23 protein-coding genes and 1 pseudogene are annotated in these 24,926 nt (G+C 71.1%); 13 read left to right on the top strand and 11 right to left on the bottom strand.

Annotated features, from left to right (window positions below; genetic code table 11):
- The first annotated feature begins 132 nt into the window (after window positions 1-132).
- The 6 genes from Q9G87_RS24440 to Q9G87_RS24415 all read left to right on the top strand — a co-directional run bounded on the left by Q9G87_RS24440 (window position 133) and on the right by Q9G87_RS24415 (window position 3,294).
- Window positions 133-456, top strand: coding sequence for a DMT family transporter (locus tag Q9G87_RS24440; protein WP_305918775.1), 324 nt, complete (start codon window positions 133-135; stop codon window positions 454-456).
- Window positions 453-1,034 carry a TetR/AcrR family transcriptional regulator gene (locus tag Q9G87_RS24435; RefSeq protein ID WP_305918774.1) on the top strand — a complete coding sequence of 194 codons (582 nt, stop codon included), beginning with the start codon at window positions 453-455 and terminating at the stop codon, window positions 1,032-1,034. The genes Q9G87_RS24440 and Q9G87_RS24435 overlap by 4 nt, the downstream gene beginning before the upstream one ends.
- A 20-nt stretch (window positions 1,035-1,054) precedes the next feature.
- Window positions 1,055-1,618, top strand: a complete 564-nt coding sequence (locus Q9G87_RS24430) for a GNAT family N-acetyltransferase (RefSeq protein ID WP_305918773.1) — start codon at window positions 1,055-1,057, stop codon at window positions 1,616-1,618.
- A complete protein-coding gene (locus Q9G87_RS24425) occupies window positions 1,615-1,911 on the top strand; it encodes a DUF952 domain-containing protein (protein WP_305918772.1) in 297 nt (98 codons plus the stop codon). Before Q9G87_RS24430 ends, Q9G87_RS24425 begins: the two co-directional genes overlap by 4 nt.
- Window positions 1,912-1,953: 42 nt before the next feature.
- Window positions 1,954-2,328, top strand: coding sequence for a nuclear transport factor 2 family protein (locus Q9G87_RS24420; protein ID WP_305918771.1), 375 nt, complete (start codon window positions 1,954-1,956; stop codon window positions 2,326-2,328).
- 645 nt (window positions 2,329-2,973) lie between these two features.
- Complete coding sequence (locus tag Q9G87_RS24415) at window positions 2,974-3,294, top strand: hypothetical protein (RefSeq protein ID WP_305918770.1); 321 nt, start codon at window positions 2,974-2,976, stop codon at window positions 3,292-3,294.
- A 322-nt stretch (window positions 3,295-3,616) separates the two neighbouring features.
- Here the strand turns inward: Q9G87_RS24415 and Q9G87_RS24410 are convergent, their stop codons facing one another.
- From Q9G87_RS24410 to Q9G87_RS24395, 4 genes and pseudogenes are all read right to left on the bottom strand, one after another.
- Window positions 3,617-4,630 carry an NAD(P)/FAD-dependent oxidoreductase gene (locus tag Q9G87_RS24410; protein WP_305918769.1) on the bottom strand — a complete coding sequence of 338 codons (1,014 nt, stop codon included), beginning with the start codon at window positions 4,628-4,630 and terminating at the stop codon, window positions 3,617-3,619.
- 4 nt (window positions 4,631-4,634) lie between these two features.
- A complete protein-coding gene (locus tag Q9G87_RS24405; protein WP_305918768.1) occupies window positions 4,635-5,156 on the bottom strand; it encodes an isoprenylcysteine carboxyl methyltransferase family protein in 522 nt (173 codons plus the stop codon).
- 7 nt (window positions 5,157-5,163) lie between these two features.
- Window positions 5,164-5,586, bottom strand: coding sequence for a 3-oxoacyl-[acyl-carrier-protein] synthase III C-terminal domain-containing protein (locus Q9G87_RS24400; RefSeq protein ID WP_305918930.1), 423 nt, complete (start codon window positions 5,584-5,586; stop codon window positions 5,164-5,166).
- A gap of 45 nt (window positions 5,587-5,631) precedes the next feature.
- Window positions 5,632-6,225 (bottom strand): annotated as a pseudogene (locus Q9G87_RS24395) (type III polyketide synthase); the annotation flags it as partial.
- Between the two features lie 112 nt (window positions 6,226-6,337).
- On the opposite strand from Q9G87_RS24395, the gene Q9G87_RS24390 reads away from it, so the two are divergent.
- The gene (locus tag Q9G87_RS24390; RefSeq protein WP_305918767.1) at window positions 6,338-7,213 is read left to right on the top strand and encodes a UbiA family prenyltransferase; all 876 of its coding nucleotides are present in this window, start codon (window positions 6,338-6,340) and stop codon (window positions 7,211-7,213) included.
- 22 nt (window positions 7,214-7,235) lie between these two features.
- Here the strand turns inward: Q9G87_RS24390 and Q9G87_RS24385 are convergent, their stop codons facing one another.
- Together Q9G87_RS24385 and Q9G87_RS24380 are read right to left on the bottom strand one after the other, a co-directional pair.
- Window positions 7,236-8,387: an NAD(P)/FAD-dependent oxidoreductase gene (locus tag Q9G87_RS24385; RefSeq protein ID WP_305918766.1), complete on the bottom strand. Its 1,152-nt coding sequence runs from the start codon at window positions 8,385-8,387 to the stop codon at window positions 7,236-7,238.
- 143 nt (window positions 8,388-8,530) lie between these two features.
- Window positions 8,531-9,121: a hypothetical protein gene (locus Q9G87_RS24380; protein WP_305918765.1), complete on the bottom strand. Its 591-nt coding sequence runs from the start codon at window positions 9,119-9,121 to the stop codon at window positions 8,531-8,533.
- Window positions 9,122-9,317: 196 nt separating this feature from the next.
- Here Q9G87_RS24380 and Q9G87_RS24375 point away from each other — a divergent pair, with 196 nt between their 5' ends.
- The 5 genes from Q9G87_RS24375 (at window position 9,318) to Q9G87_RS24355 (ending at window position 17,160) form a co-directional block, all read left to right on the top strand.
- Window positions 9,318-11,294, top strand: a complete 1,977-nt coding sequence (locus Q9G87_RS24375; RefSeq protein ID WP_305918764.1) for a sensor histidine kinase — start codon at window positions 9,318-9,320, stop codon at window positions 11,292-11,294.
- The gene (locus tag Q9G87_RS24370) at window positions 11,291-11,971 is read left to right on the top strand and encodes a response regulator (RefSeq protein ID WP_305918763.1); all 681 of its coding nucleotides are present in this window, start codon (window positions 11,291-11,293) and stop codon (window positions 11,969-11,971) included. Before Q9G87_RS24375 ends, Q9G87_RS24370 begins: the two co-directional genes overlap by 4 nt.
- 591 nt (window positions 11,972-12,562) lie before the next feature.
- Window positions 12,563-14,278: an enoyl-CoA hydratase-related protein gene (locus tag Q9G87_RS24365; protein WP_305918762.1), complete on the top strand. Its 1,716-nt coding sequence runs from the start codon at window positions 12,563-12,565 to the stop codon at window positions 14,276-14,278.
- A 16-nt stretch (window positions 14,279-14,294) separates the two neighbouring features.
- The gene (locus Q9G87_RS24360; RefSeq protein ID WP_305918761.1) at window positions 14,295-15,824 is read left to right on the top strand and encodes a helix-turn-helix domain-containing protein; all 1,530 of its coding nucleotides are present in this window, start codon (window positions 14,295-14,297) and stop codon (window positions 15,822-15,824) included.
- Between the two features lie 193 nt (window positions 15,825-16,017).
- Window positions 16,018-17,160: a tyrosine-type recombinase/integrase gene (locus tag Q9G87_RS24355; protein ID WP_305918760.1), complete on the top strand. Its 1,143-nt coding sequence runs from the start codon at window positions 16,018-16,020 to the stop codon at window positions 17,158-17,160.
- 299 nt (window positions 17,161-17,459) lie between these two features.
- On the opposite strand, the gene Q9G87_RS24350 is transcribed toward Q9G87_RS24355, so the two are convergent.
- Window positions 17,460-17,957 (bottom strand): GNAT family N-acetyltransferase, encoded by a 498-nt coding sequence (locus Q9G87_RS24350; RefSeq protein WP_305918759.1) that lies wholly within the window; start codon window positions 17,955-17,957, stop codon window positions 17,460-17,462.
- Window positions 17,958-18,110: 153 nt separating this feature from the next.
- Window positions 18,111-19,052, bottom strand: coding sequence for an RNA polymerase sigma-70 factor (locus Q9G87_RS24345; protein WP_305918758.1), 942 nt, complete (start codon window positions 19,050-19,052; stop codon window positions 18,111-18,113).
- Window positions 19,053-19,262: 210 nt separating this feature from the next.
- On the opposite strand from Q9G87_RS24345, the gene Q9G87_RS24340 reads away from it, so the two are divergent.
- Window positions 19,263-20,027, top strand: a complete 765-nt coding sequence (locus Q9G87_RS24340) for an SDR family oxidoreductase (protein ID WP_305918757.1) — start codon at window positions 19,263-19,265, stop codon at window positions 20,025-20,027.
- A 166-nt stretch (window positions 20,028-20,193) separates the two neighbouring features.
- Here the strand turns inward: Q9G87_RS24340 and Q9G87_RS24335 are convergent, their stop codons facing one another.
- The 3 genes from Q9G87_RS24335 to recD2 all read right to left on the bottom strand — a co-directional run bounded on the left by Q9G87_RS24335 (window position 20,194) and on the right by recD2 (window position 24,422).
- Window positions 20,194-20,757 carry an NUDIX hydrolase gene (locus Q9G87_RS24335; protein WP_305918756.1) on the bottom strand — a complete coding sequence of 188 codons (564 nt, stop codon included), beginning with the start codon at window positions 20,755-20,757 and terminating at the stop codon, window positions 20,194-20,196.
- Between the two features lie 128 nt (window positions 20,758-20,885).
- Window positions 20,886-22,085 carry a L,D-transpeptidase gene (locus Q9G87_RS24330; protein WP_305918755.1) on the bottom strand — a complete coding sequence of 400 codons (1,200 nt, stop codon included), beginning with the start codon at window positions 22,083-22,085 and terminating at the stop codon, window positions 20,886-20,888.
- Between the two features lie 123 nt (window positions 22,086-22,208).
- On the bottom strand, window positions 22,209-24,422 hold the full coding sequence (gene recD2 / locus Q9G87_RS24325) for an SF1B family DNA helicase RecD2 (RefSeq protein ID WP_305918754.1): 2,214 nt from the start codon (window positions 24,420-24,422) through the stop codon (window positions 22,209-22,211).
- Window positions 24,423-24,926 lie beyond the last annotated feature (504 nt).

Below are 24,926 nucleotides of genomic sequence, written 5' to 3'. Positions count from 1 at the left end.
TTTCAAGCAGTTCGGCTCACCACGCGCCCCAAGGGTGCTGATGCACCGGCGCCGGCCCACCCGCTGCCCACCCGGCGCCCAAGGCCGCGATAAACTGGCACACTCGTACCACTTTCAGTCTGGGGGACACCCATGGCCTGGCTCCTGCTCGCCCTCGCCATCGCCACCGAAGTCCTGGCCACCTCCGCACTCAAACTCAGCAACGGCTTCGCCCACCTCGGCTGGACCCTCCTCGTCGCCGCCGGCTACATCACCTCCTTCACCCTCCTGGCCCACGTACTCAAACTCCACCTCGACATGGGCACCGCCTACGCCGTCTGGTCAGGCGCGGGCACCGCCGCCATCGCCCTCATCGGCGCCGCCTTCATGGGTGAGGCCCTCACCCCCCTCAAGATCGGCGGTATCCTGCTCATCATCGGTGGCGTCGTCGTCCTCAACCTCGCAGGTGGCCATTGAACCCGCAGCCCGACCACCCCGGCCCCGCATCCCACCACGCCACCGGCCAGGCCCGCGGCCGCCGCCGCCGCGCCGCTCTCCTGGCCGCTGCCGTCGACCTGCTCACCGACGGCGGATTCGCCGCCGTCACCCACCGCGCCGTCGCCGAACGCGCCCACCTGCCCCTGGCCGCCACCACCTACTACTTCGCCTCACGCGACCAGCTCCTGGCCGAAGCCTTCGCCCAGCTCGTCACCACCGAACTGGACACCACCCGCGCCTGGATCGCCGACCACGGCCTCCTCGGCCTGCCCGCCCAGGTCGCCGCCGCCGACCGCACCCGCCAGCTCGGCCTGTGGGAGCTGTACGTCCACGCCGGCCGCGACCCCGTCCTCCAGCAGATCGCCCGCCGCTGGAGCGACGGCTGCATCCACCTCATCGCCGACGCCCTCCACCTGCCCGGCACCGACCCCCGCGTCCGCCTCGTCTACACCACCCTCTCGACCCTCTGGCTCGAACACGTCGTCGGACAACGCCCCCTCGACGACGCCGGCACCCTGCTCACCCTCACCATCGAAAACGCCTTGCACCCCCGATGACCCCTCCCTACACTGCCTGCGTGTTCCAGCCCCGCTACCCGATCACCACCGAACGCCTCCTCCTGCGGCCCTTCACCCCAGCCGACCTCGACGCCGTCCACGCCTACGAATCCCGCCCCGACGTCGCCCGCTACCTCTACTGGGAGCCCCGCGACCGCGACAGCTCCCGCACCTTCCTCGACAAGAAGATCACCCGCACCGCTGTGCGCGAGGAAGGCGACGCCCTCGACCTGGCCGTCACCCTGCCCCGCACCGGCGACGTCATCGGCTCGGTCCTGCTCATCTGGACCAGCAAGCAGCACCGCCAAGGCGAGATCGGCTACATCCTCCACCCCGACCACCACGGCCACGGCTACGCCGCAGAAGCCGCCTGCGCCATGCTCCACCTCGGCTTCACCGGCCTCGGCCTGCACCGCATCACCGGCCGCCTCGACGCGCGCAACACCGCCTCCGCCCGCGTCCTGGAAAAACTCCGCATGCGCCGCGAAGCCACCCTCATCGACAACGAATACGTCAAAGGCGAATGGGCCAGCGAAGCCATCTACGCCATCCTCGACACCGAATGGACCGCACAGGCCACATGACCCTCCACCACCTCGCCCTGGCCGCCGACTGGCACGCCGCCCAGCCCGCGGGGGAGTACCGCGTCTCCACCCTCGGCCGCACCCTCGAGCAAGAAGGCTTCATCCACTGCAGCCGCGACCTGGCCCAGCTGCGCGACGTGCACACCGCCCACTACCGCCACGTCACCGCACCGCTGCTCATCCTCGACATCGACCCCACCGGCCTCGACGTCCGCACCGAAAACGGCTACCCCCACCTGTACGGGCCCCTGCCCGTTACGGCCGTCACCGCCGTCCGCCCCTACACCGGCTGAAAACGGGGCACCGCATCACGCGCATCGGCCACAATGACCGGTATGGACACCCGAGCGGCCGCCCAGCGTTTCGCCGACACCTGGCAGCACGCCTGGACCCACCACGACGTCGCCGCCATCACCGCCCTCTACCACGACGACGCCGTGCACACCAGCATGCCGTTCCGGCCCCCGCACCACGGCAAACAGGCCATCGCCGACTACATCGCCTGGTCCTTCACCGGCGAAAGCGAACCCACCGTCACTTTCGCCATCCCCCTCGTCGACGGAGACCGGGCCGCGATCGAATTCCGCGTCCACGCCCGCGACAACGGCCGCCCCACCACCCTGGCCGGCTGCGTCTTCGCCCGCTTCGACCCCGACGGGCTCGCGCTGGAAACCCGCGACTACTGGCACACCACCGACGGCCACGCCTGACCAGGCCCGGCACCGGGGGAGCGGCTCAGTACACCAGCGGTCTTACACACCAGCGGTTTCAGCACATCAAGGGCTCAGCGCACCACCCGCAACGGCGCACCACCAGGCCGCCCACCGGCCACGGCCGGCCGCATCGGCGCAGCCTCCGCACCGGGCACCGGCTCCGGACGCGCCACCTGCCGCGTCTGCTCAGCCGTCTCCGCACGCCGCTCGGCACACCCGCCGGGGCAGTACCCATTGGTCACGATCAGACGGCCCCTCAGTGCCGTATACGACTCCTTACCCGAAGCGGGCACAACCCCTTGACACACCGGGCACAATACCGACTGGCTCCCCACGTGCTGCTCCTCTCGCGGCGCGGATAGCAGAAGCTCCACCTTAAGTCCACAACCGGTGCGAAGGACAGCGAATCAACACAAGGTCAAACCCGCCGTCAGACCAGCCGACCGGCCCCGGCAGTGGCGGCGCGGTGGCGGCGCATGCGGCGAAAGCGCCGCTCAGCACGCCGATCCCGCCCCGCGCCGCCTTCCGTCGGGCCTCGGATCCGGGCGCCCGGGTGTGACGGAAACAACTGTCCCATCAGACGCTGCACCCTCATCCTCCCAGGGAAGCCCCGTCCGGCGCCGACCGCGTCTACTTGACATAATGTCCATTATCAAGCAACGAACGAACCGCCGCATAAACCCCCGAACCGCGGGAAGACGCAGCCCCATGTCACCCCTGGAGATCGCGACCCCGAGCATCATCGCGCTCACGGCCGTCATCACCGCAACCGCGATCTGGCTCATCATCGTCGCCGCACGCCTGACCCAGCGGCCCCGCAACCGCCCCAACCCCAGCGTCGATCTGGTCGATCAGGCCCGCGAGCTCAAAGCCCTCGGCCAGATCCAGGAAGCCGTCTTCCTGGTGCGCGGCGAAACCGGCATGAGCCAGAGCGCCGCCGCGCGCTTCGTCAACCGCCTGTGACGGTCACGGGACGCCCCGTCGCAGGCCTGCTTCCCCGCGGCCCGGGCCGCGGATGTGCTGCGCCCTCGCGCGGTGAGTTCACTCGATGATGGACATTTAGTGCGATACCAGACAGAACGCGGATTCTGTTTGGTATCGCACATATGTAACTTGCTGCCCTCTTTGAGAGGTCCGTCCGCAAGGTTATGGTCCGTGATGAACGGCATCGCCGTGCGGGATCGGGAAACGTACGAGGGCGTCGTGAACGGTCTCGCTCATCATCGGGTCTCCTGCCGCGACAGGTGTGCTGCGGCAAGGGCTCACCCCTCCCCCACGAAAAGTGTCAGGCGAGGCTCCTGACGATGCCAGTGAACAGGCCGGGCAGGCGGCGGGCGGCGGGCACCACCAGCCGGGCCGTGCCGGGGCGGCGCGTGGCCTGCACCAGCGCGCCCGTCAGCAGCCGGTGCGTGCGAGACAGCCGCAGCCACGCGCCGTCGTAGTCCTCGGGCCGGTCCTCGGCCAGGCACCTGACCAGCAGTTCGGCCGAGCGTACGGCCAGGGAGACGCCCTCGCCGGTGAGCGCGTCCACGTAGCCGGCGGCGTCCCCGACGAGCAGGACGCGGCGGGCGCGGCGGGTGCGCACGGCCTGGCGTAGCGGGCCTGCGCCGCGCACGGGGGTGACGGCGGGGCCGCGCAGGCGGCGGTTCAGGGCGGGGAAGCCGCACAGGTGCTCGTCGTAGCCGCGCCGCGCCGAGCTGAGTATGGCGACGCCGATCAGGTCCTCGGCGACGGGGGTGACGTATGCTTCGCCGGCGCTGGACCAGTGGACCTCGACGAAGTCGGTCCATGGTTCGATCCTGTAGTGCCGGCGCTGGCCGTATCTGCGGGGTCCGCGTGCGGGGAGGTCGAGGCCGAGGGAGCGGCGCAGCGGGGAGTGCAGTCCGTCGGCGGCCACCAGCCAGCGGGCTCGCAGCCCTGCGGCCTGTACGCCGTCTTGGTTCTGCTCGACGTGGGTGATCTTGCCGGTGATGGTCTTGACGCCCAGTTCGGCGGCTCGGCGGGCGAGTGCGGCATGGAGCTGCGTGCGGCGTACGCCTAGTCCGGGAGCGGTGGAGAAGGTGGCTCGCACGTCTCGGCGGCCGTCGAGGTAGTGGATGCCGCGGAACGTGCGTCCTTCGATCTGCACTCCCATCGCCTCGAGTGCCGTCACCCCGCCGGGCATGATGCCCTCGCCGCACGCTTTGTCCACGGGGCAGGCGCGGGGTTCGACGATGACCGCCTCCATCCCGGCCAGGGCCGCGTGTACGGCTGTCGCCAGCCCGGCCGGGCCGCCGCCGGCGACGAGCACGTCGATCACGCCGTCACCGCCCCGAGGCGAGGGTGAGAGCCGCGTTCTCACATCGGATCCGCACCACCATCAGCGCGGCGTTGAGCACGGTGAACGCCAGCGCGGTCACCCAGGCCGTGTGCACCAGCGGCAGCGCGAGCCCTTCTGCCGCCACCGCCACGTAATTGGGATGCCGCAGCCACCGGAACCGGTAGGGGCCGCGCGTCACCAGCGGCAGGCCGGGCACCACGATCACCTGCGTGTTCCAGCGCGGCCCGAGCGTGGTGATGCACCACCACCGCAAGGCCTGGGCCGCCACGACGAGGGCGAGCATGGGCCAGCCGATGACGGGAAGGAAGGGCCGCTCCCCCAGCGCCACCTCCAGCGGCGCGCAGACGAGCAGCCCGGTGTGCAGGGCCACCATCCACGGATAGTGGCCCTGGCCGGTCACGACGCCGCCGCGGGCCATGCTCCATGCGGCGTTGCGGCGGGCGAGGACCAGTTCGGCCACGCGTTCCAGGCCGACCAGCACGATGAGCAGCAGATACCAGGTCATGAGTCGGTCACCAGCGGATCAGGACGAGTTCCGAGCAGAAGCCGGGCCCCATGGCGATGATCAGTCCCCAGGTTCCCGGTTCGGGTGGCCGGGTGGTGAGGGTGTCGGCGAGCACGTGCAGGACTGAGGAGGAGGACAGGTTGCCGTGGGCCGCCAGGGAGCGCCAGGTGATGTCGAGTGCGTGCGCGGGCAGGCTGAGCTCGTCGGATACGGCTTGGAGCACTTTCGGCCCGCCGGGATGGCATACCCAGGCCGTCACGTCGCCGGCTGTCACGCCGTGGTCGGCCAGGAAGTGGTGCACGTCGTGGGCCAGGTGCCGCCGGACGAGTGCCGGGACGCTTGCGTCCAGCATCACCCGGAATCCGGTGTCGCCGACCTGCCATCCCATGAGGTGCTCGGAGCCTGGATACAGGTGGCTGCGGGTGGCCACGACGGTGGGACCGGCTGCTCGGCGTGCGCTGCCGCAGGCCACGACGGCGGCGGCGCCGTCGCCGAACAGGGCGCTGGCGACGAGGTTCGCGGGTGAGGAGTCGCCTCGCTGGAGGGTGAGTGAGCATAACTCCACCGATAGCAGCACGGCCACGTGGTCGGGCCAGCCGTGGAGGTAGTCGTGGATTCTGGCGATGCCCGCCGCTCCGGCGACGCAGCCCAGGCCGAAGATGGGGATTCGTTTGACGTCGGGCCGCAGGCCGAGTGCCGCCGCCAGGCGGGCGTCGACGGAGGGTGCGGCGATGCCGGTCACGGACGTGAACATGATCATGTCGACGTCGGTCGGTTTCAGTGCGGCGGCGTCCAGGGCGGCCTTCACACTCTGGAGTCCCAGTTCTTCGGCGACGGAGATGAAGGCGTCGTTGGCTGCGCCGAAGCCGTTGAGCTTGTGGTACTGGTCGATGGGCAGGGCGAGGTTGCGGTAGTCCACCTGGGCGTTGCGGTGCAGGCGGTCGAGGAGGCGCCGGTCGGCGTTGTCGGGCAGGCAGAGGCGGGCGGCCATGTCGGTGAGGTCGGCTTGTGGGTATCGGTGGGGAGGGAAGGCGCAACGGACTGCGGCGATACGGGTCATGCAGTTCTCCCTCGGCTGCCGACAACTCTCGCTCCCCGCACTTTCCCGTCTACATGGTCATTTAAGCCACGCGTGGGGCGTGGGAATTCTCGGCGGCGATCGCCCGGTCTACGATCACTGTGTGACCGACCCTGACCCCGGCCCCGGGGCCGCCGCCGTGGTGGGGCCGGGGCGGCTGGCCGCCGGGCTGGTGCGCGCGTGCCATCCCGGCCCGACCGCGGCCGTGACGGCTCTGGTCACCGCGCTGGCCGTGGCTTCGGGGCGCGACGTGGGCGGGTGTGTGCTGGCGGGTGCGGCCGTGCTGGCGGGGCAGTTGTCGATCGGCTGGTGCAATGACGCGATCGACGCCGGGCGGGACGCGGCGGCCGGGCGGGCGGGCAAGCCTGTCGCGAGTGGCGCGGTGAGCGTGCGTGCCGTCTGGATCGCCGCTGTTGTGGCCCTGGCCTGCTGTGTGCCGTTGTCGCTGGCCTCCGGCTGGTGGGCGGGCGGGCTGCACCTCGTGGGGGTGCTGGCGGCCTGGGGGTACGACGTCGGGCTGAAGGCGACTGTCCTGTCGTGGGCGCCGTACGCCGTGGGGTTCGGTGTGCTGCCGGCCTTCGTGACGCTGGGCCTGCCTGGTGAGCTGTGGCCGGCGTGGTGGGCGGTCGCGGCGGCCGCGCTGCTCGGTGTGGGCGCGCACCTGGCCAACGTGCTGCCGGATATCGCGGGCGACCTGGACAGCGGTGTGCGCGGCTGGCCGCAGCGCATGGGCGCGGCCCGCGTGCGGCTCCTGGTGCCGGTGCCGCTGCTGGCCGCCACGTGCCTGCTCGTTTTCGGGCCCGCAGGTGCCGCCGCCGGCGTGGCGGGCTGGCTGGCCGTGGCCGCCGCCTCGGCTCTGGCGGCCATGGGGTTGCTGCTGGCCGCCAGGTCCGCGCGGGTGCCGTTCGTCACGGCCGTCGCCGTGGCGGGCGTGGATGTGATCCTGCTGGTCGCCGGGGGCGCCTCGCTCACCGCGTGACCCGCATGGCCTCACGCCCCGTTCACCGCCCGGGGCGCAGGGATCGGTGCAGCCACCGCATCCCCACGGCCAGCGCGAGCGGCGCTGGCACGGTCCCGGCCCCGAGCCCCACGTCGACGAGCAGGTCGAACACCTCTTTGCGGCGCGCGGCGGTCTCGATGGCCGCGTCGATGAAACCGGGGTACTGGGCCAGTCTGGCCAGCGCGTCGGTGGTGTGCAGGTGCCGTCCGAGTGCCCCGCGCAGCTTGTCCCGGTACAGGGTCAGCGGATCGCCCGGCGACTCCACGGCCGCCTCGGCCGCCAGCCGCCCGGACAGCAGCGCGTAGTAGATGCCCTCGCCGGTGAGCGGGTTGATCAGCCCGGCGGCGTCGCCGGCGAGCAGGACGCGGCCGGCTCCGGGCGCCGGCCGGCCGGTCGAGAGTGGCAGGTGGTGGGCGCGCAGGTCGCGGGCGGGCCGGTCGGGCAGCAGTTCGGCGAGCCTGCCGTGCAGCACCTGACGTCCGGGTGCCCCTGCCGCGCGCAGCCGGGGCAGGAGCATGCCGAAGCCGACGTTCGCGGTGCCGTCGCCGATGGGGAACGACCACGCGTACGCCGGCCAGCCCGCCTTTTGCATGGCGATGAGCTGGACATCGTCTTCCTCGGGCACGTCGGCGTAGCCGCGTACGGCGATGGCGGTGTGCTTGTCGGCGGGGGCGGCCAGGCCGATCAGGCGGCGCACGACCGAGCCGGCTCCGTCGGCGGCCACCACCGTACGGGCGCGCAGCCGCCCGTCGATGACCACGCCGGACCCGTCGAAGGTGAGATCCTTGACGCGGTGGCGGCGTACCTCGACTCCCCTGGCCTGTGCGGCGGCCACCAGGCGGGCGTCGAACACCCGGCGCGGCACCACGTGATTGGGTCGTGCGGCCTCGGCGGAGACCCGCACCCCGCCTGGCGAGACCACGGTCAGGCGGGGAGTGGGCCGGTAGTCGTCGATGAGCGCGGGCAGCCCGAGCAGGGCCAGTTCGTCGCGTCCGTGGGCGGCGATGCCGTCGCCGCACGGCTTGTCGCGGGGGAAGTCGGCTCTGTCCAGCAGGAGCACGCGCAGTTCCGGGCGTAGTTGCGTGGCCCGCAGCGCCGCCGCCGAGCCTGCCGGTCCCGCTCCCACGATCGCCACGTCCCACATGTCGTCCATGCGAGGTCTGTCCCCATCGGACGTACCGTCGGAAACTGTGGCGAGGGCGGCGGTGGCGGCCAAGGCGACGGTGAGGGCGCCTCGAACAGCTGTGGTGACCATGCCGGCCTTGCGTCGTGTACGGACTCGTGCAGGTGGCGGGATCAGGCGGACTTGGCGGCCCAGGCCAGGGCCAGGCCGCCGAGGAGGGCGGCGGGCTGGTGCGGCGGGAGCAGCACGGCGGCCAGCGCGGCGAGGATGAGCAGGACGCACGCCCCTCGCGAGATGCCGCGGCCTTTCCAGCCGGCGACGGCGAGCGCGGCGAAGCCGAGCCCGCAGAGCACCATCTTGGGGATCAGGCCCGCGAGGGCCAGCAGACCGGGGCTGTCCCACTGGGCGTCGGTGACCGTGCCGGCGACGTCGGCGCCGAACGTCGCCATCGCCCACGCGGCCGCGGCGAGGAACGCGCAGCCCAGACCCGCGGTGACCGTGACCCAGCGGGGCATCGTGGCGGGGCGGGTGAGCGCGGGCAGGGCGAGGGCCAGCGTGACGAAGCCGATCGTGATCAGCACGTTGGCGGTCACGCACAGCGGGCTGCGGACGGCCTCGCGGCCGCTGAGGTCGGACAGCAGGAAGAAGCTGGAGATGTAGGCGGCCGCGCCGGTCGCGCCGATGAGGCCGCCGGCGATGACGGCGAAGTGGGGGGTGAGGACGCGGCTTGATGGGGCTTGCGGGTCGTGCGAGGTCGTGGACATCGGCTTCCTCCGGGAGGGTTGGTGGCGTCGTCAGCCAGAGTGCGCTTCTGCGGCGTGCCGGTCAGCGGCCTGCCGGCTGATCGGGGGGTTCCCCCGGGCGGCGGATCTGCGGGGCGCCTACCGTCGTGCGGGGGAAGGAGGCGCGTCCCCCGCTCGGCGGTATCGTGGCCGGGCTGCCGGGCCGTACCCTGCGATCATGAGTGCGGCGGCGGCGGGCGTGCGGCAGGCGGAGGCGCTGCCGCTGCGGGAGCGGTTGCTGGACCTGCTGCTCGCGCTGGCCCTGGCCGCCTTGACCGTCAGCGATGTCTTCACCTTCGATCCGGCGTCGGCTTTCCCGCAGCCCGAGCCGGATGCCGCGATGGTGGTGACGGCACTGGCGGCGGGGCTGGTGCTCGCGGTGCGCAGGCGGTGGCCGGTGGCCGTGTACGCCGTCACGCTCGCGGCCAACACCTTCGTCGAGTGGCAAGGGCTGGATCCGGGGCTGATCGGCGTGTGCGTGTTGTTCGCCCTGTACGCGGTGGCCGCCTGGCGTCCCGTGCCGGTGTCGCTTGCGTGCCTGGTGGCCGCCTACGCCGCGGCGATCGGGGTCATGGTGGTACGGTCGCCGGACCTGTGGTCGGCGGCGACCGTGCCCGAGTCCGGGTTTTTCGTGGTGGCCTGGGCGCTGGGGTTGTCCGTGCGCCGCTGGCGGCTCGGCCGGCAGGAGGCGCTGGCGCAGGCGGTGGAGGCCGAGCGGAGCCGGGCGCTGGCGGTGGAGCAGGCGGTCTTCGCCGAACGGTTGCGGATCGTCGGCGACCTGCACGACATCGTCTCCCACACGCTGTCGGTCATCACCGTGCAGTCCGCCGTCGCCCGGCACCTGGCCGGCGAGCGGCCGGATCAGGCGGGGCCGGCGCTGTCGGCGATCGAGGAGGCCGGCCGGGCCGCGCTGGAGGATCTGCGGCGCATGCTGGGCCTGCTGCGCGTGCCGTCCCCCGAACTGGACGGGCCGGCCCGTCCCCGTCACGATGGCGCTGCCGTTCCCGGTCGGCGGGAGCGGCTGCTCGACCTGCTGCTCGGGCTGGGGGTGGCCGCGGTGGCGGTGGCCGGCGTGCTCACGAAGGACCCGACCGACACCTACACCTACCGCGAGCCCGACGCGTGGCTGGTGCTGCTCGCACTGGGCGCGGGGCTGCCGCTGACGCTGCGGCGCCGCTTCCCGATGGGCGTGCTGGGCGTGGTGGTGGTGTCGGCCTTCACGATCGCGGCGCTCGGCTGGAACGGCGGGCTGACCCCGTTGTGCATGCTGATCGCGCTGTACACGGTCGCGACCGGACGGCGACGCCCGGTCGCGGTGGCGGGCCTGGCCCTGGTCTACGCCGGGATGGGCGTGCTGGCCCTGCTGCGTGCCCCGTACTTCGACCATCCGCTCGCCCTGGTCACCGTGGCCGCCGTCACCGTCGTGTGGGCGCTCGGCCGGTATGCCAGGCACCGGCGGCTGGCCATGGACCACGCGGTCGAGCTGGCGCTGGAGGCCGAGTGGCGGCAGGCCCGGGAGGCCGAACGGGCGGTCGTGGAGGAGCGGCTGCGCATCGCGCGGGAGCTGCACGACGTGGTCTCGCACACGTTGTCGGTCATCGCCGTCCAGTCCGGTGTCGCCGGGCACCTCATCACCTCCCATCCGGAGCGGGTGGCGCCTGCGCTCACGGCCATCGAGGATGCGGCGCATACCGCCATGGACGATCTGCGCCGCATGCTGCACCTGCTGCAGCCGGACCCGGCGGCGGCCAGCCTCGCGCCGGCGCCGGGGCTGGCGGAGCTGGAGCTGCTGGCCTCGGTGCACCGGGCCTCCCACGGCCCGATCACGCTGGAGATCGACCCGTCGGTGGCGGACGCGCCGCAGAGCCTGCGGCTGACCGTCTACCGGGTGGTGCAGGAAGCACTCACCAATGCCCGTAAGCACGCGCCGGGCAGCGCGGTGACGGTCGGCGTGCGGGCGGCTGAGGGACTCATCGACATTCGGGTCGACGACGACGGACCGGGTTCACCGGTGGGCCGGGGCGGGTTCGGACTGGTGGGGATGGGGGAACGCGTGGCACTGTTCGACGGGACGTTGGAGACGGGGCCGCGGCCGGGCGGCGGCTTCAGCGTCCGTGCCACGCTGTCCGCCGGCAGGGAACGGGTGAGCCCATGACGACGTCGCTGCGGGTCGCGGTGGTCGACGACCAGGAGCTGGTACGGGCCGGATTTGTCGCCCTTCTGGCGGCCACTCCCGATCTGGAGGTCGTCGGCGAGGCAGGGCAGGGTGAGGAGGCGGTTCGGCTGGTCCGGGCCACCCGGCCGGACGTGGTGCTGATGGACGTGCGGATGCCGGTGCTGGACGGCATCGAGGCGACCCGCCGGATCACCGGTGATCCGGCGTGCGCACTGACGAAGATCGTGGTGCTGACGACGTTCGGGCTGGACGAATACGTCTTCGGGGCGTTGCGGGCGGGGGCCGTGGGGTTCCTGCTGAAGGACACGCCGCCGGCCGAGCTGCTGCGGGCGGTGCGGGTGGCTGCTGAGGGGGACGCGCTGCTGTCGCCGTCGATCGCGCGCCGGCTCATCGAGGCGTTCGCGGTCACGCCGCCCGTCGTGGCCGCCGGCCGGGACCTGCCCGGGCTGACCGACAGGGAGGCCGACGTGTTGCGACTCGTCGCTCAGGGGTTGTCCAATGGGGACATCGCCGAGCGGCTGTTCATCGGGGCGGCGACGGTCAAGACGTACGTCAGCAGGCTGCTCACCAAGCTCGATGTCACCACGCGGGTCCATCTGGTGATCCACGCGTACGAGTCCGGACTGGTGACGCCGGGAGACGGACACCGGTCATGACCGAGAGGCGAACCCAGGGCCCCGGCAACCCCGACGACGTGGGGAACGCTGAACGGCGGCCACGGGTCCCCGGTGGCGCCGCCTTGATCGTGCGAGCGTGCTTCATCGCCTTGGCGAGCTCTGGCCGCACCGTGACGACGGGCGTGCCCGACCCGGGTCGGTCTGGCGCCACCCGCCGGCACCGCGTCTGATCACCATGACCGGTGCCCTCGCCACAGGGCGGGCGGCACCGCCGCTTGCCGGCCGGGCCGTTTGCTCCTGCGATCTCATCGGCCATCGGTTTCTGCGGCTGCGGCTATCGGGCCTGCCGGATCGTCCCGGAGCGGCCGGGCGCGTGGGGCGATGATGCCGGCCCTCCTCAGGGGATCTTTTGGGCAAAGCGGGTCAAGTGGGGCTGATCGGGCGGGCTTTTTGCGGTGAAGTGTCAGCAGCAGTGTGTTTTTCGTGTCAGCATCGATGCATGTATGGGCCTTATGGGACTGCCGTAAATGGCCGGGGCCGGTGGGACCGGCCTGCGGCGGCAGGTTAGACCCGTGTGCGTGCCCGTGATCATTGCCCCTCTCCCCCGCTCTCCTGGAAAGAAGTCTGGCGTTGCGTATCTTGCTGCTGTGCTCCTCCTTCAACGGCCTGACTCAGCGCGCGTGGCTGGAGCTGCGCCGGGCCGGTCATGACGTGAGCGTCGAACTGGCCGTCTCGCAGGAGGTGATGGCCGAGGCGGTGGAGCTGGCCAAGCCGGATCTGGTGATCTGCCCGTTCTTGAAGGAGCGGGTGCCGTCGCGGGTGTGGCGGAACGTCCGCACGGTGATCATTCATCCGGGGCCGCCCGGGGATCGAGGTCCGTCGTCGCTGGATTGGGCGATCGCCGAGGCCGAGCCGGAGTGGGGGGTGACGGCGTTGCAGGCGGTGGAGGAGATGGACGCGGGCCCGCTGTGGGGGTATCGGATGTTCGCGATGCCGGCCGGCGACTCCTCGGGGGTGCCGCGCAAGTCGGCGTTGTACAACGGGCCGGTGTCGGATGCGGCGGTGGAGCTGGTCGCGGAGGTGGCGATCAAGGCGGCTGATCCGTCGTTTCGGCCGGCGCCGCTGGATTACCGCTCCCCCGAGGTCCGGGGGCGGTTGCGGCGGGCGATGCGGCATGGCGACCGGGAGTTCGCCTGGGAGGAGCCGGGTGAGGACATCGTGCGGCGGGTGCGGGCGGCCGATGGGTCTCCGGGCGGCCGGGCGGTGTTGTGTGATCTGCCGGTGCGGGTGTTCGACGTGTACCGGGGTCCGGAGCTGGCCGGGGAGCCGGGGCGGGTGGCGGCGCGGCGTGAGGGCGCGGTGCTCGTGCACACCGGGGATGGCACGGTGTGGGTGGGGCACGTGCGGCTGGAGCGGGAGGGCGCGGTGAAGTTGCCGGCCGCGATGGCGCTGGGTGAGCTGGTGGCCGGGGTGCCGGAGCGGCCGGGGTACAGCGAGATCACCTATGACCGCAGTGACGGTGTGGGGGTGGTGAGTTTCGACTTCTACAACGGGGCGATGTCGACGGAGCAGTGCCGGCGGCTGGCGGCGGCGCTGCGGTATGCGGCGGCGCAGGATACGCGGGTGCTGGTGGTGCGGGGTGGGGAGGTGTTCTCCAACGGCGTTCATCTGAACGTGATCGAGGCGGCGCGGCATCCGGAGCTGGAGGCGTGGATGAACATCAACGCGATCAACGCGGTGTGCCGGGAGATCGTGGGGTGTACGCGGCAGCTGGTGGTGACGTCGATCGGCGGTAACGCGGGTGCCGGCGGGGTGATGATGGGGCTGGGCGCCGATCGGGTGGTGGTGCGGGATGCGGTGGTGCTGAACCCGCATTACCGGACGATGGGGTTGTTCGGCAGTGAGTTGTGGACGTATGTGCTGCCGCGGCGGGTGGGGGCCGAGCAGGCGCTGCGGTTGACGCAGGAGGCATTGCCGATTGGGGCGGCGGAGGCGGTGGAGCTGGGGCTGGCCGATCGGATGCTGGGCGGGTCGCGGTTGGAGTTCGAGCGGCGGGTGCTGGAGTATGCCGAGCGGCTGGCGGTGGATCCGTCGTATGATCGGCTGCTGGCGGGGCGCCGGCAGGCGCGGGAGGCTGATGAGCGGCGTAAGCCGCTGGATGCCTACCGGGCTGAGGAGCTGGCGGAGATGAGCCGGGACATGTTCGACGACCGCAGCGGGTTCCGGGCGGCACGGCGGGCGTTCGTGCACAAGGAGCGGCCGGTAGCGACTCCGGCGCATCTGGCGCGTCATCGGGAGTTGTCCGGCGCGTCGGCCCCCGCGGTCGCGGGTGAATCTCATATGTGAGATATGGTCTGCTGTTGTGGCAGATGATTATCTTGTGCGGATCGGCCGGCTGATTCGGGACGCGCGGCAGCATCGGGGTTGGACACAGCTGCAGCTGGCGGATGCGCTGGCGACGTCGCAGAGTGCGGTGAACCGGATCGAGCGCGGTAACCAGAACATCAGTCTTGAGATGATCGCCCGGATCGGTGAGGCGCTCGACAGTGAGATCGTGTCGCTGGGTTATGCCGGTCCGATGCATCTGCGGGTGGTGGGCGGGCGCCGGCTGTCGGGCAGCATCGATGTGAAGACGTCGAAGAACGCGTGCGTGGCGTTGCTGTGCGCGTCGCTGCTGAACTCAGGGCGGACGATCTTGCGGAAGGTGGCGCGGATCGAGGAGGTGTACCGGATCCTGGAGGTGCTCGCGTCGATCGGGGTGCGGGCGCGGTGGATCAACGAGGGCAGCGATCTGGAGATCGTGCCTCCGGCGAGGCTGGAGCTGGAGGCGATGGACACCGAGGCGGCGCGCCGTACCCGGAGCGTGATCATGTTTCTGGGGCCGCTGATGCACCGCACGGAGCGGTTCCAGATCCCGTACGCGGGCGGGTGCGATCTGGGGACGCGGACGGTGCAGCCGCACATGTCGGCGTTGAAGCATTTCGGGCTGGACATCACGGCGACCGGGGGGTTCTATCACGCGCGGGTGGATCGGGGGGTGTCGCCGTCGCGGCCGATCGTGTTGACCGAGCGGGGTGACACGGTGACGGAGAACGCGTTGCTGGCGGCGGCGCGGCATGACGGGGTGACGGTGATCCGCAACGCCTCGTCCAATTACATGGTGCAGGATCTGTGTTTCTTCCTGGAGCAGCTCGGGGTGCGGGTCGAAGGGATCGGCACGACGACGCTGACGGTGCACGGGCAGCCGGTGATCGAGCGGGATGTGGACTACTCCCCCTCTGAGGATCCGGTGGAGGCGATGAGTCTGCTGGCGGCGGCGGTGGTGACGTCGTCGGAGCTGACGATCTGCCGGGTGCCGGTGGAGTTCCTGGAGATCGAGCTGGCGGTTTTGGAGGAGATGGGGCTCGATCACGACCGGGGGCGGGAGTACGCGGCGGCGAACGGGCGTACCCGGCTGGTGGATTTGACGGTGCGGCCGTCGAAGCTGGTCTCCCCCATCGACAAGATTCATCCGATGCCGTTCCCCGGGCTGAACATCGACAATGTGCCGTTCTTCGCGGCGATCGCGGCGGCGGCACAGGGGTCGACGTTGATCCACGACTGGGTGTATGACAACCGGGCGATCTATCTGACGGAGCTGACGCGGCTGGGGGCGTCGGTGAAGTTGCTGGATCCGCATCGGGTGCTGGTGGAGGGGCCGACGCGGTGGCGCAGTGCGGAGATGATGTGCCCGCCGGCGCTGCGGCCGGCGGTGGTGGTGCTGCTGGCGATGATGGCGGGCGAGGGCACGTCGGTGCTGCGGAACGTGTATGTGATCAACCGGGGGTATGAGGATCTGGCGGAGCGGCTGAACGCGTTGGGGGCGCGGATCGAGACGTTCCGCGACATCTGACCCTGCTCCTCCGAGGACATCGCCTGCCCGAGGACGCCGCTCACTCGAGGACGCTGCCTGCCCGAGCACGCTGCCTGCCCGAGCACGCTGCCTACCGGGGTGAGGTTGCTTGCTTGCCGGGGTGGCGTTTTTGTCGGTGCAGGCCGCTACCGTCGTGGCCGGGTTGGTGGCAAGGCGGAGGGGGTGGCCGGGGGTGCGGCCTGCGGAGCTCGAGCGGCTGACGGTGGCCGAGGCGGCGGATCGTTATGTGGAGCTGGTGCGGGCCAGGACGTTGACGGGAGCGCTGTCGCCGTCAACGGCGGAGGTCTATGCGCGGGATGTGGCGACGCTGGTGGAGCTGGCCGGTGCCGGGGTCGTGCTGGACGATCTGACGGGCGAGGACGTGGACGCGGTGTTGCTGGCGTTCGCGCGTAAGCCGGACGGGCGCTCGGCGCGTGCGCGGTCGGCGGGCGGTCCGGCGGCGGGCGGGCGCGCCGGATCCCGGTCCGGGCCGGGATCCGGCGGGGACCCGCAGGCGGAGGGGACCGCCAGGCAAGCGGCGGCAGGACAGTCGGCCTCGGGACAGTCCGCCTCGGGGCAGTCGGCGTCGTCGCAGGCGCGGTTCCGGCGGTCGATCTCGGCGTTGTTCCAGCATGCGACGCTGGCCGGGTGGGTGCAGATCAACCCGATGACGGCCTCGACGGTGACGGCCAAGGAACGGGGCGGGTTGCGGCCGCATCGGCGGGCGTTGACGCGGGAGCAGGCGCAGGGGCTGATCGGGGCGGCGCGTGCGTTGCCGGAGGAGCCGCCGGCGGCGGGCAAACGGCGTGATCAGCGCACGGAGTGGCGTGACGGGCTGATCGTGTTGTTGTTGTCGACGGTGGGGCCGCGGGTGTCGGAGCTGGTGCGGGCCAACGTGGAGGACTTCTTCACCAACGACGGGGTGCGCTATTGGCGGATCTTCGGCAAGGGCGGGCGTACGCGGGATGTGCCGTTGCCGGATGACGTGGCGCGGGTCCTGCAGGTGTATCTGGAGCGGGGGCGGCCAGCGGTGCAGGACAAGGCCTTGTTGTTGTCGTGGCGGGGGCGGCGGCTGGCGCGGGGCGACGTGCAGGCGGTGATCGATCGGGTGCAGGCGCGGGTGGATGCGGATCGGCGGCGGTCGGTGACGCCGCATGGGTTGCGGCATACGACGGCGACGCATTTGCTGGCCGATGCGGTGGACATGGACGCGGTGCGGCGGGTGCTGGGGCACAGCGATCTGTCGACGCTGGGGCGTTACCGTGACGAGCTGCCCGGCGAGCTGGAGGTGGCGATGCGGTCGCATCCGCTGCTGCGCGGTAAGCCGCCGCGCTGACGGCTTCGGCCACGGCGATCACCGCTCCTTACCCGGAGCGAGGTCCTGGCCGGCCTGGACGCTGCCCGGGACTGGATCACTCTCCCGCCCTGTCCGGTCCGGCGGTCTTCGCCGGGCCGGCATCCGAGGTGCTGGCTCAACCCCTGCCGGCCGACCCGGTCAGGGCCAGGCCGGCAACGTGGACCGGCAACGTGGACCGGCAACGTGGACCGGCAACGTGGACCGGCAACGTGGACCGGCAACGTGGACCGGCAACGTGGACCGGCAACGTGGACCGGCAACGTGGACCGGCAACGTGGTCATGGACGGCGGTGCAGGAGCATGCCGGGCCACTCCCCCACGGTGAAGGGTTCGGCACGGGTGAAGCCGCAGCTTTCGTAGTAGGCGACGAGACGGCCGTCATCGCCGGCGTAGCAGTCGACGCGCAGCAGGCCGACACCGAGGCTGCGGGCGTGCTGCGCGGCCCAGTCCAGCAGGGTGCGCCCGACCTGGCGGCCGGCGTGGCGGCGGTCGGTGACCAGGGCCTGGACGTAGAGCTCGGGTTCGGCGGCGGGGGTGACGTAGTCGTGCGCGGAGCCGACGACGACGCAGCCGGCGGGGGTGGCGTCGATGTCGGCGATGCGCATGCCGCCGCTTTCGGCCCAGCTGGTGATCTGCCGGGTGCGGCGCGGGTCGCCGGTGAAGGGCCGGCTGCCCCACTGGCCGGTGCGTCCCCGGGCGGTCAGCCAGGCGACGGCGCCGTCGAACATGGCCAGCACGGCGGGGATGTCGTCGGGTGTGCCTTGACGGATCTTCACGCCGCCACTGTAAGGGGTGGTGCCAGGGCGGACGTGCCGGGGCTCAAGGCCGGCCTGCTCCTGAGAGGCGGACGGAGGGTGAGTGACGCCGCGCCTGGCGGTCACAAACAACAGCGCCCTGACGGGCATGGTGGCGATCGCGATCAGGGCGACTCAGCGGTGCAGGGCAGTCTCATGCTGGACCCGCGACAGTTTCTCGGGATTGCGCACGGCGTAGAGCCCGGTGATGAGGCCGTCGTCGATGCGCACCGCCATGACGGTGTCGGTCTCGCCGCCCCGCCGGAGGAGCAGCGCCGGGTAGCCGTTGACCTGGGCCGGTTGCAGCGACGCCGTGCCGGCGATCCTGCCCAGCACGCCGGCCACCTGATCGGCCCCCACGACGGGCGCCAGCGCGGCCTGCACGACTCCACCGCCGTCGGTCAACAGGACGACGTCGGGGGCGAGGATGTCGAGCAGGCTCTGCAGGTCGCCGGTTTCGACCGCGCGCTGGAACGCCTGCAGCGCATCGCGGGTCTGGGCCGGGGTGACGCTCCCGCGGGGTCGGCGCGCGGCGACGTGGGTCCGTGCCCGGTGGGCGATCTGGCGGACCGCGGCTGGGCTCTTGCCGACGGCGTCGGCGATCTCGTCGTAGTCCAGGTCGAACACCTCGCGCAGCACGAACACCGCCCGCTCGGTCGGGGTGAGCGTCTCCAGCACCAGCAGCATCGCCATCGAGACGCTGTCGGCCAGCTCCACATCCTCGGCCACGTCCGGGGCGGTCAGCAGCGGCTCGGGCAGCCAGGGGCCGACGTAGGACTCCTTGCGCCGGCCGAGCGTGCGCAGCCGTTTCAGCGCCTGCCGGGTGGTGATCTTGACCATGTAGGCGCGCCGGTCCAGCACGGTGGCGTGGTCGATGCCCGCCCACCGCAGCCAGGTCTCCTGCAGGACGTCCTCGGCGTCGGCGGCCGAGCCGAGCAGCTCGTAGGCCACCGTGAACAGCAGGTTGCGGTGGGCGAGGAACACCTCGGTGGCCGCGTCCACAGCGGAGTCGATGCGGATGCTGCCACGAGCGAGGGGCCCGGCTGTGTTCGTCGGTTGCTCGCTGCGTTCGCTCATTGCTGCTTCCTGCCTGTTCGTTCTCGACCGTGCATGCATACGATCCCGGTCCCCTCCGCTTTGTGACACCCGTGATCGGTGATGCACGTCACAGCGCCGCGCTGTCACAGGGCTCGGGTCGCCGGGATCTCTTGCTCGTCAGGACGCCGCGCGAACGACCGCGCGGCAGGCAACTCCACGAAACAGACCGTCCCCGACAGGAGTTTGGTCATGAACGAGCACACCACACAGAAGGTGGCGATGGTCACCGGGGCGAACAAGGGGATCGGCCGCGCGATCGCCGAGCGGCTTGCGGCGATGGGCATGACGGTGGTGATCGGCGCGAGAGATCCGCGGCGCGGCCAGGAGGCCGCTGCGGCGGTGCGCGCGGCGGGCGGTGACGCGCACGCGGTCGCCCTGGACGTCACCGACCTGACCAGCGTGCAGGAGGCCGCCAGGTGGGTCGAGGAGCGCGTGGGCCGCCTTGACGTGCTGGTCAACAACGCGGGTATCACCGGCTCCGGGACGGTCTCGCCGCAAGACGCCTACGATCAGGTCCCCAGCTCGGTCGACCTGGACATGGTCCGGGCGGTGTTCGAGACCAACGTTTTCGGGGTGATCGCGGTGATCAACGCGATGCTGCCGCTGCTGCGGCGCTCGCCGGCGGCGCGCATCGTCAACGTCAGCAGTCACGCCGGGTCGCTGACCCTCACCAGCGACCCGGACGGCCCGTTCGCAGCCCTGCTGCCGTCGGCCGCGTACACGCCGTCGAAGTCCGCGCTGAACGCGCTGACCGTGCAGTACGCCAATGAGCTGCGCAAGGACGGCATCCTCGTCAACGCCGCCGCCCCGGGCTTCGTCGCCACCGACAGCAACAACCACAGCGGGTCCCTCACCCCCGCGCAGGGCGCTGCGGTCGTGGTGCGCTTGGCCACGCTCGGCACCGACGGACCCGCCGCGGGGTTCTTCAGCGAAGACGGCCTGCTGCCCTGGTAGCCTTGCGCAGTCGCACCGCTGCAGCGGCCCTGATCCACGCAGGCCGGCCCCATGAGCCGCGCCTGCGACCTCCACAAGAACCCCGCCTCCCCCACGAGCCGCACTACGTGCACATCGACCTGGGCTCGAGCGACGCCGGGTCAGCCGCTCGGCATCAGGACGCAGGTCAGGTCTGTCGTGGATGAGCAGCGCCGAGGAGGGCGGCGGCGCGGTCGATGGTCTCGCGCGTGTTGGCCTCTGTGGTCAGCTCCCGTGCTTCAGCGAGCGAGAGCCAGCGCAGCGGCGAGTCGGGTTTCTCGGGCCGCACCGCGTCCGGCGTGTCGGTGACCAGCAGGAAGCGCAGGTCGGCATGCTCGTGGGCAGGCTCGTGCGGCGCCGCCGGTACGGGGACGATCACCAGGTGAACGGGACGCCCATCCGGCCACGGCGTCAGATCGGTCAGCCCCGTCTCCTCGGCTCCCTCCCGCAGCGCGATCTGCAACGGGTCGGACTCGCCGGCGTCGGCGTGGCCACCGACCTGAAGCCATGCCTGCTGACGGGCGTGCCAGCGCAGCAGCACGCGCTGGGTGGGCGGATGGACGACAAGCGCGGACGCGGTGAGGTGCAGCGGGGTCCCCCGTCCCCATGGGTCGGGGCCGCCGAGGAGCGCCCGGACCCGCTCGATGTCGGCGGCCTCGATCGCGGTCCGTGGTTCGGGCAGGATCACGGAGGCCTCATGTCCATCTCTCACGAAGATCAGCTTAACGGCGGCAACCCGGGTCAGCCGGTCCATGGGAACGAGCGATCACGCTGGTGCGCCGGCCGAGCCGGAGCAGGCGCCGGTGCGCGGCAGCGGGGGCCGGCCCGGGGGTGCCGGGGTCAGGCCTTGCCGTTGAGGGCGCTGCCCTTCTTCCACTCCTTGAACGACATCTGCCAATAGCCCCAGCCGTTGTTCCATTCCAGTTCGCGGTCGGTGCCGACGACTTCGACGACGTCGCCGCGCTGGACGTTGTCGTAGAACCATTTGGCCTGGTCGGGGCGGGCGTTGATGCAGCCGTGGCTGACGTTGCGCACGCCTTGGGCCCAGACGTTGTTCTTGGCGTGGACGTACTCGCCGGAGTTGGAGATGCGGACGGCGTGGTCGATCATCACGTCGTAGTAGCCGGGGTCGCCCTTCTTGCGGCCGGGGGAGATCATGCGGACGGGGCTGCCACGTTCCATGGTCAGGTGAACGCCGGAGGTGGTGGTGTATTCGCGGGTGGTCGCCATGCCGGCGCTGATGCGCATGGTCTGCACGCGTTTGCCGTCCTGGTAGACGTACATACGCTTGGTGCGGGTGTCGACCTTGCTGATCTGCTTGGCGCCGATCTTGAGAGTGGCGGTGTAGTCCTTGGTGCCGTACAGGCCCTTGCCGCCCTTGATACCGGTGATGTGGGCGTTGAACGTCACCTTCTGGTGGGCGGGCCAGTATTTCGCGGTGCGGTAGATGGCCTTGGTGTCGTCGACCCAGCGCCAGGCGCCTTCGACCGGTTTTTCCGCGTCGACTTCGAGGGCGCGTTCGATGGTGGCCTTGTTGTCGACGGGCTGGTTGAAGGTGACGATGATGGGGGCGCCGACGCCGATGGTCTCGCCCTTGGCGTTGGGGGTCACGTCGATGACCTGCAGGGCGCGCTGCGGTTTGGCCGTGGTGAAGGCGCTGGTGGCGGTGGTGGCGCCGGCCTTGGCGGTGACGGTGTAGCCGGTGGAGGGCTTGAGCGGGGTTTTGGAGACCCATCGGGTCTTGTCGGCGTTGAAGCGGCCCTCGATCTGCTCGTCGCCGGTGGTGACGGCGACGTCCTCGAGGGCGCCGCCGGCGGCGGTGATGACGATCTTCTTGTCGGGGTTGATCTTGGCGCTGCCCTCGGCGGGTGTGATGGTGACGGTGGGTGCCTGGGGGGTGGGCGTGGTGGTGGTTTCCGGTACGCCGGGGTCGGCGGTGGTGGTGGTGCCGCCGTTCGAGCAGGAGGTGGTCAGGGCGGCCGCGGCCAGCAGCGCGACAGTGGCGGCGGCCGGTCTCCTCCATGTGGGCGTAACGTTCAAGATTGTCCTCTCCCCCAGGGCACCAAAGGCACCTCAAAAACCTTAATGCTCCTGCATGTAAGACGACGAATGATTTGGGAGAGTTCGGTCACATTTAGATCACTTGTTGTGGTCAGGCGCAGGTCAACGCGGCGTCAGGCGGTGCGTGAGGCCGGTGTGCCGGCGTCCCGCGCCCTTGGTGCGCACGGCCTGGGCCAGCGCCCGCCGCGAGCCGACGATCACCACGAGCTTCTTGGCGCGGGTGATGGCGGTGTAGAGGAGGTTGCGCTGCAGCATCATCCAGGCGCTGGTGGCCAGCGGGATGACGACGGCGGGGTATTCGCTGCCCTGAGAGCGGTGGATGGACACGGCGTAGGCGTGGGCGAGCTCGTCGAGTTCGTCGAAGGCGTAGTCGACCGGTTCGTCCTCGTCGGTCAGGACGGTGAGCTTGTGCTCGTCGGGCCGGATGTCGGTGACGATGCCGACGGTGCCGTTGAACACCCCGGCCGCGCCTTTGTCGTAGTTGTTGCGCAGCTGGGTGACCTTGTCGCCGACGCGGAAGACGCGGCCGCCGTAGCGGCGTTCGGGCATGCCCTCGACGGCGGGGGTGAGGGCTTCCTGCAGGGCGGCGTTGAGCGCGCCGGCGCCGGCCGCGCCGCGGTGCATGGGGGCCAGGACCTGCACGTCGCGGCGGGGGTCGAGGCGGAAGCGGGCGGGGATGCGGCGGGAGACGACGTCGACGGTCAGGGCGGCGATCTCCTCCGGCTCCTCGCAGGGGAACAGGAAGAAGTCCTTCATGCCCTCCAGGACGGGGTGGCGGCCGGTGTTGACGCGGTGGGCGTTGACGACGACGCCGGACTGCTGGGCCTGGCGGAAGACCTGGGTGAGCCGGACGCGGGGGATGTCGGCGGCGGCCAGCAGGTCTTTGAGGACCTCGCCGGCGCCGACGGACGGCAGCTGGTCGACGTCGCCGACGAACAGCAGGTGCGCGCCCGGGGCGACGGCTTTGACGAGCTTGTTGGCCAGCAGCAGGTCGAGCATGGAGGCCTCGTCGACGACGACCAGGTCGGCGTCCAGGGGGTTGTCGCGGTCGAAGGTGGCGTCTCCGCCGGGCCGCAGCTGCAGCAGCCGGTGGACGGTGGTGGCCTCGTGACCGGTCAGCTCGGCCAGGCGTTTGGCGGCGCGGCCGGTCGGGGCGGCCAGGATGACGCGGGCGCGTTTGGCGCGGGCCAGCAGCACGATGGAGCGTACGGTGAAGCTTTTGCCGCAGCCGGGCCCGCCGGTCAGCACGGCCAGTTTCTCGGTCAGGGCCAGGCGGACGGCCTGGCGCTGCTCGGGGGCGAGCTCGACGCCGCTCTGGCCGTGCAGCCAGGCCTCGGCCTTGGCCCAGTCGACGTCGGCGAAGGCCTTGAGCCGGTCGTGGCCGCTGCGCAGCAGGGTCAGCAGGCCGGAGGCCAGCGACTGCTCGGCGCGGTGGAAGGGCGGCAGGTAGACGGCGGGCACCACGGAGTCTCCGGCGGGGACGGGCTCGCGCACGACGCCTTCCTCGGCGACGAGGTCCTCCAGGCAGGCGGCGACGAGGTCGGCGCCCACGTCGAGGATCTTGACGGCGTCGGCGACCAGGTTGGGGGCCGGCAGGTAGCAGTGGCCGTCGTCGGCGGCCTGCGACAGGGTGTAGCGCAGGCCGGCCTTGACGCGTTCGGGGCTGTCGTGCGGGATGCCGACGGCCTGAGCGATGGTGTCGGCGGTCTTGAACCCGATCCCCCACACGTCGTCGGCCAGCTTGTACGGCTGGGTCCTGACGACGGAGATGGACTGCTCGCCGTACTGCTTGAAGATGCGCACCGCGATCGAGGTGGACACGCCGACGCCCTGCAGGAAGATCATCACCTCTTTGATGATCTTCTGTTCGTCCCAGGCGGCGGCGATCATCTTGGTGCGTTTGGGGCCCAGGCCCGGCACCTCGGTCAGGCGTTCGGGGTGCTGCTCGATGACGTCGAGGGTGGCGGTGCCGAAGTGGTCGACGATCCGCTCGGCCATCTTCGGGCCGATCCCCTTGATGAGGCCGGAGCCGAGGTAGCGGCGGATGCCCTGGACGGTGGCCGGCAGGACGGTGGTGTAAGACCACACCTCGAACTGGCGGCCGTAGCGAGGATGGGAGGTCCAGCGGCCCTGCAGCCGCAGCGACTCCCCCACCTGGGCGCCCAGCAGCGGGCCGACGACGGTCAGCAGCTCGGAGCCGGAGCGTTCGGTGGCGACGCGGGCGATGGTGTAGCCGGTGTCCTCGTTGGCGTAGGTGATGCGTTCGAGGACCGCATCGAAGGATGAAACGAGTGAACCATCCGCGCCCGGCTTCACGCAAACTCCTCTCTCGCCTGCTTTGCCGCAAGAGTAGAGCAGCCAGCGTGAGGCATCTCACGGACAGTCGTTCGCATGCTCGTGCGAAGGTGGGGGTATGACGACCCGCGCCGAAGCACTTGCTGCCGCCGCGGAAGCGCGGGCCCGCCGTGACGCTCTCTCCCCCGAGGAGGCCGCCTGCGCCGCCTATGTCCCCGGGGGCCGCTCAGTTGAAGAACTGGCGGTCATCATCCGCGAGCAACGCCGGAGGGCACGCGTCGCGGTCGCAGTCCGTGAGCGGGCCTAAATCTCGCTGGCAATTTCGCCTGCGAGATGCATGGGGCCTGGCTTACCCGCTCGGGCGCGTCCCTGGCTACCCGGAATTGTCCTGAGGAAGTGACAGGGCACACCGCCGCCGCAGGTCCGGCCAGGGCCGCAAGTCGCTTGCTATCGCCGAGCCGGCGATTCGCCGGACCTGGGAGATTCGCTTGGCGCGCCACGGGACCGTGCCAGTTGAATACGGCC

The organism is Nonomuraea turcica (assembly GCF_030718205.1).
Lineage (GTDB): Bacteria > Actinomycetota > Actinomycetes > Streptosporangiales > Streptosporangiaceae > Nonomuraea.
Note: the sequence above shows the minus strand (reverse complement) of the source record. Positions and strands in the feature narration are given on the sequence as shown.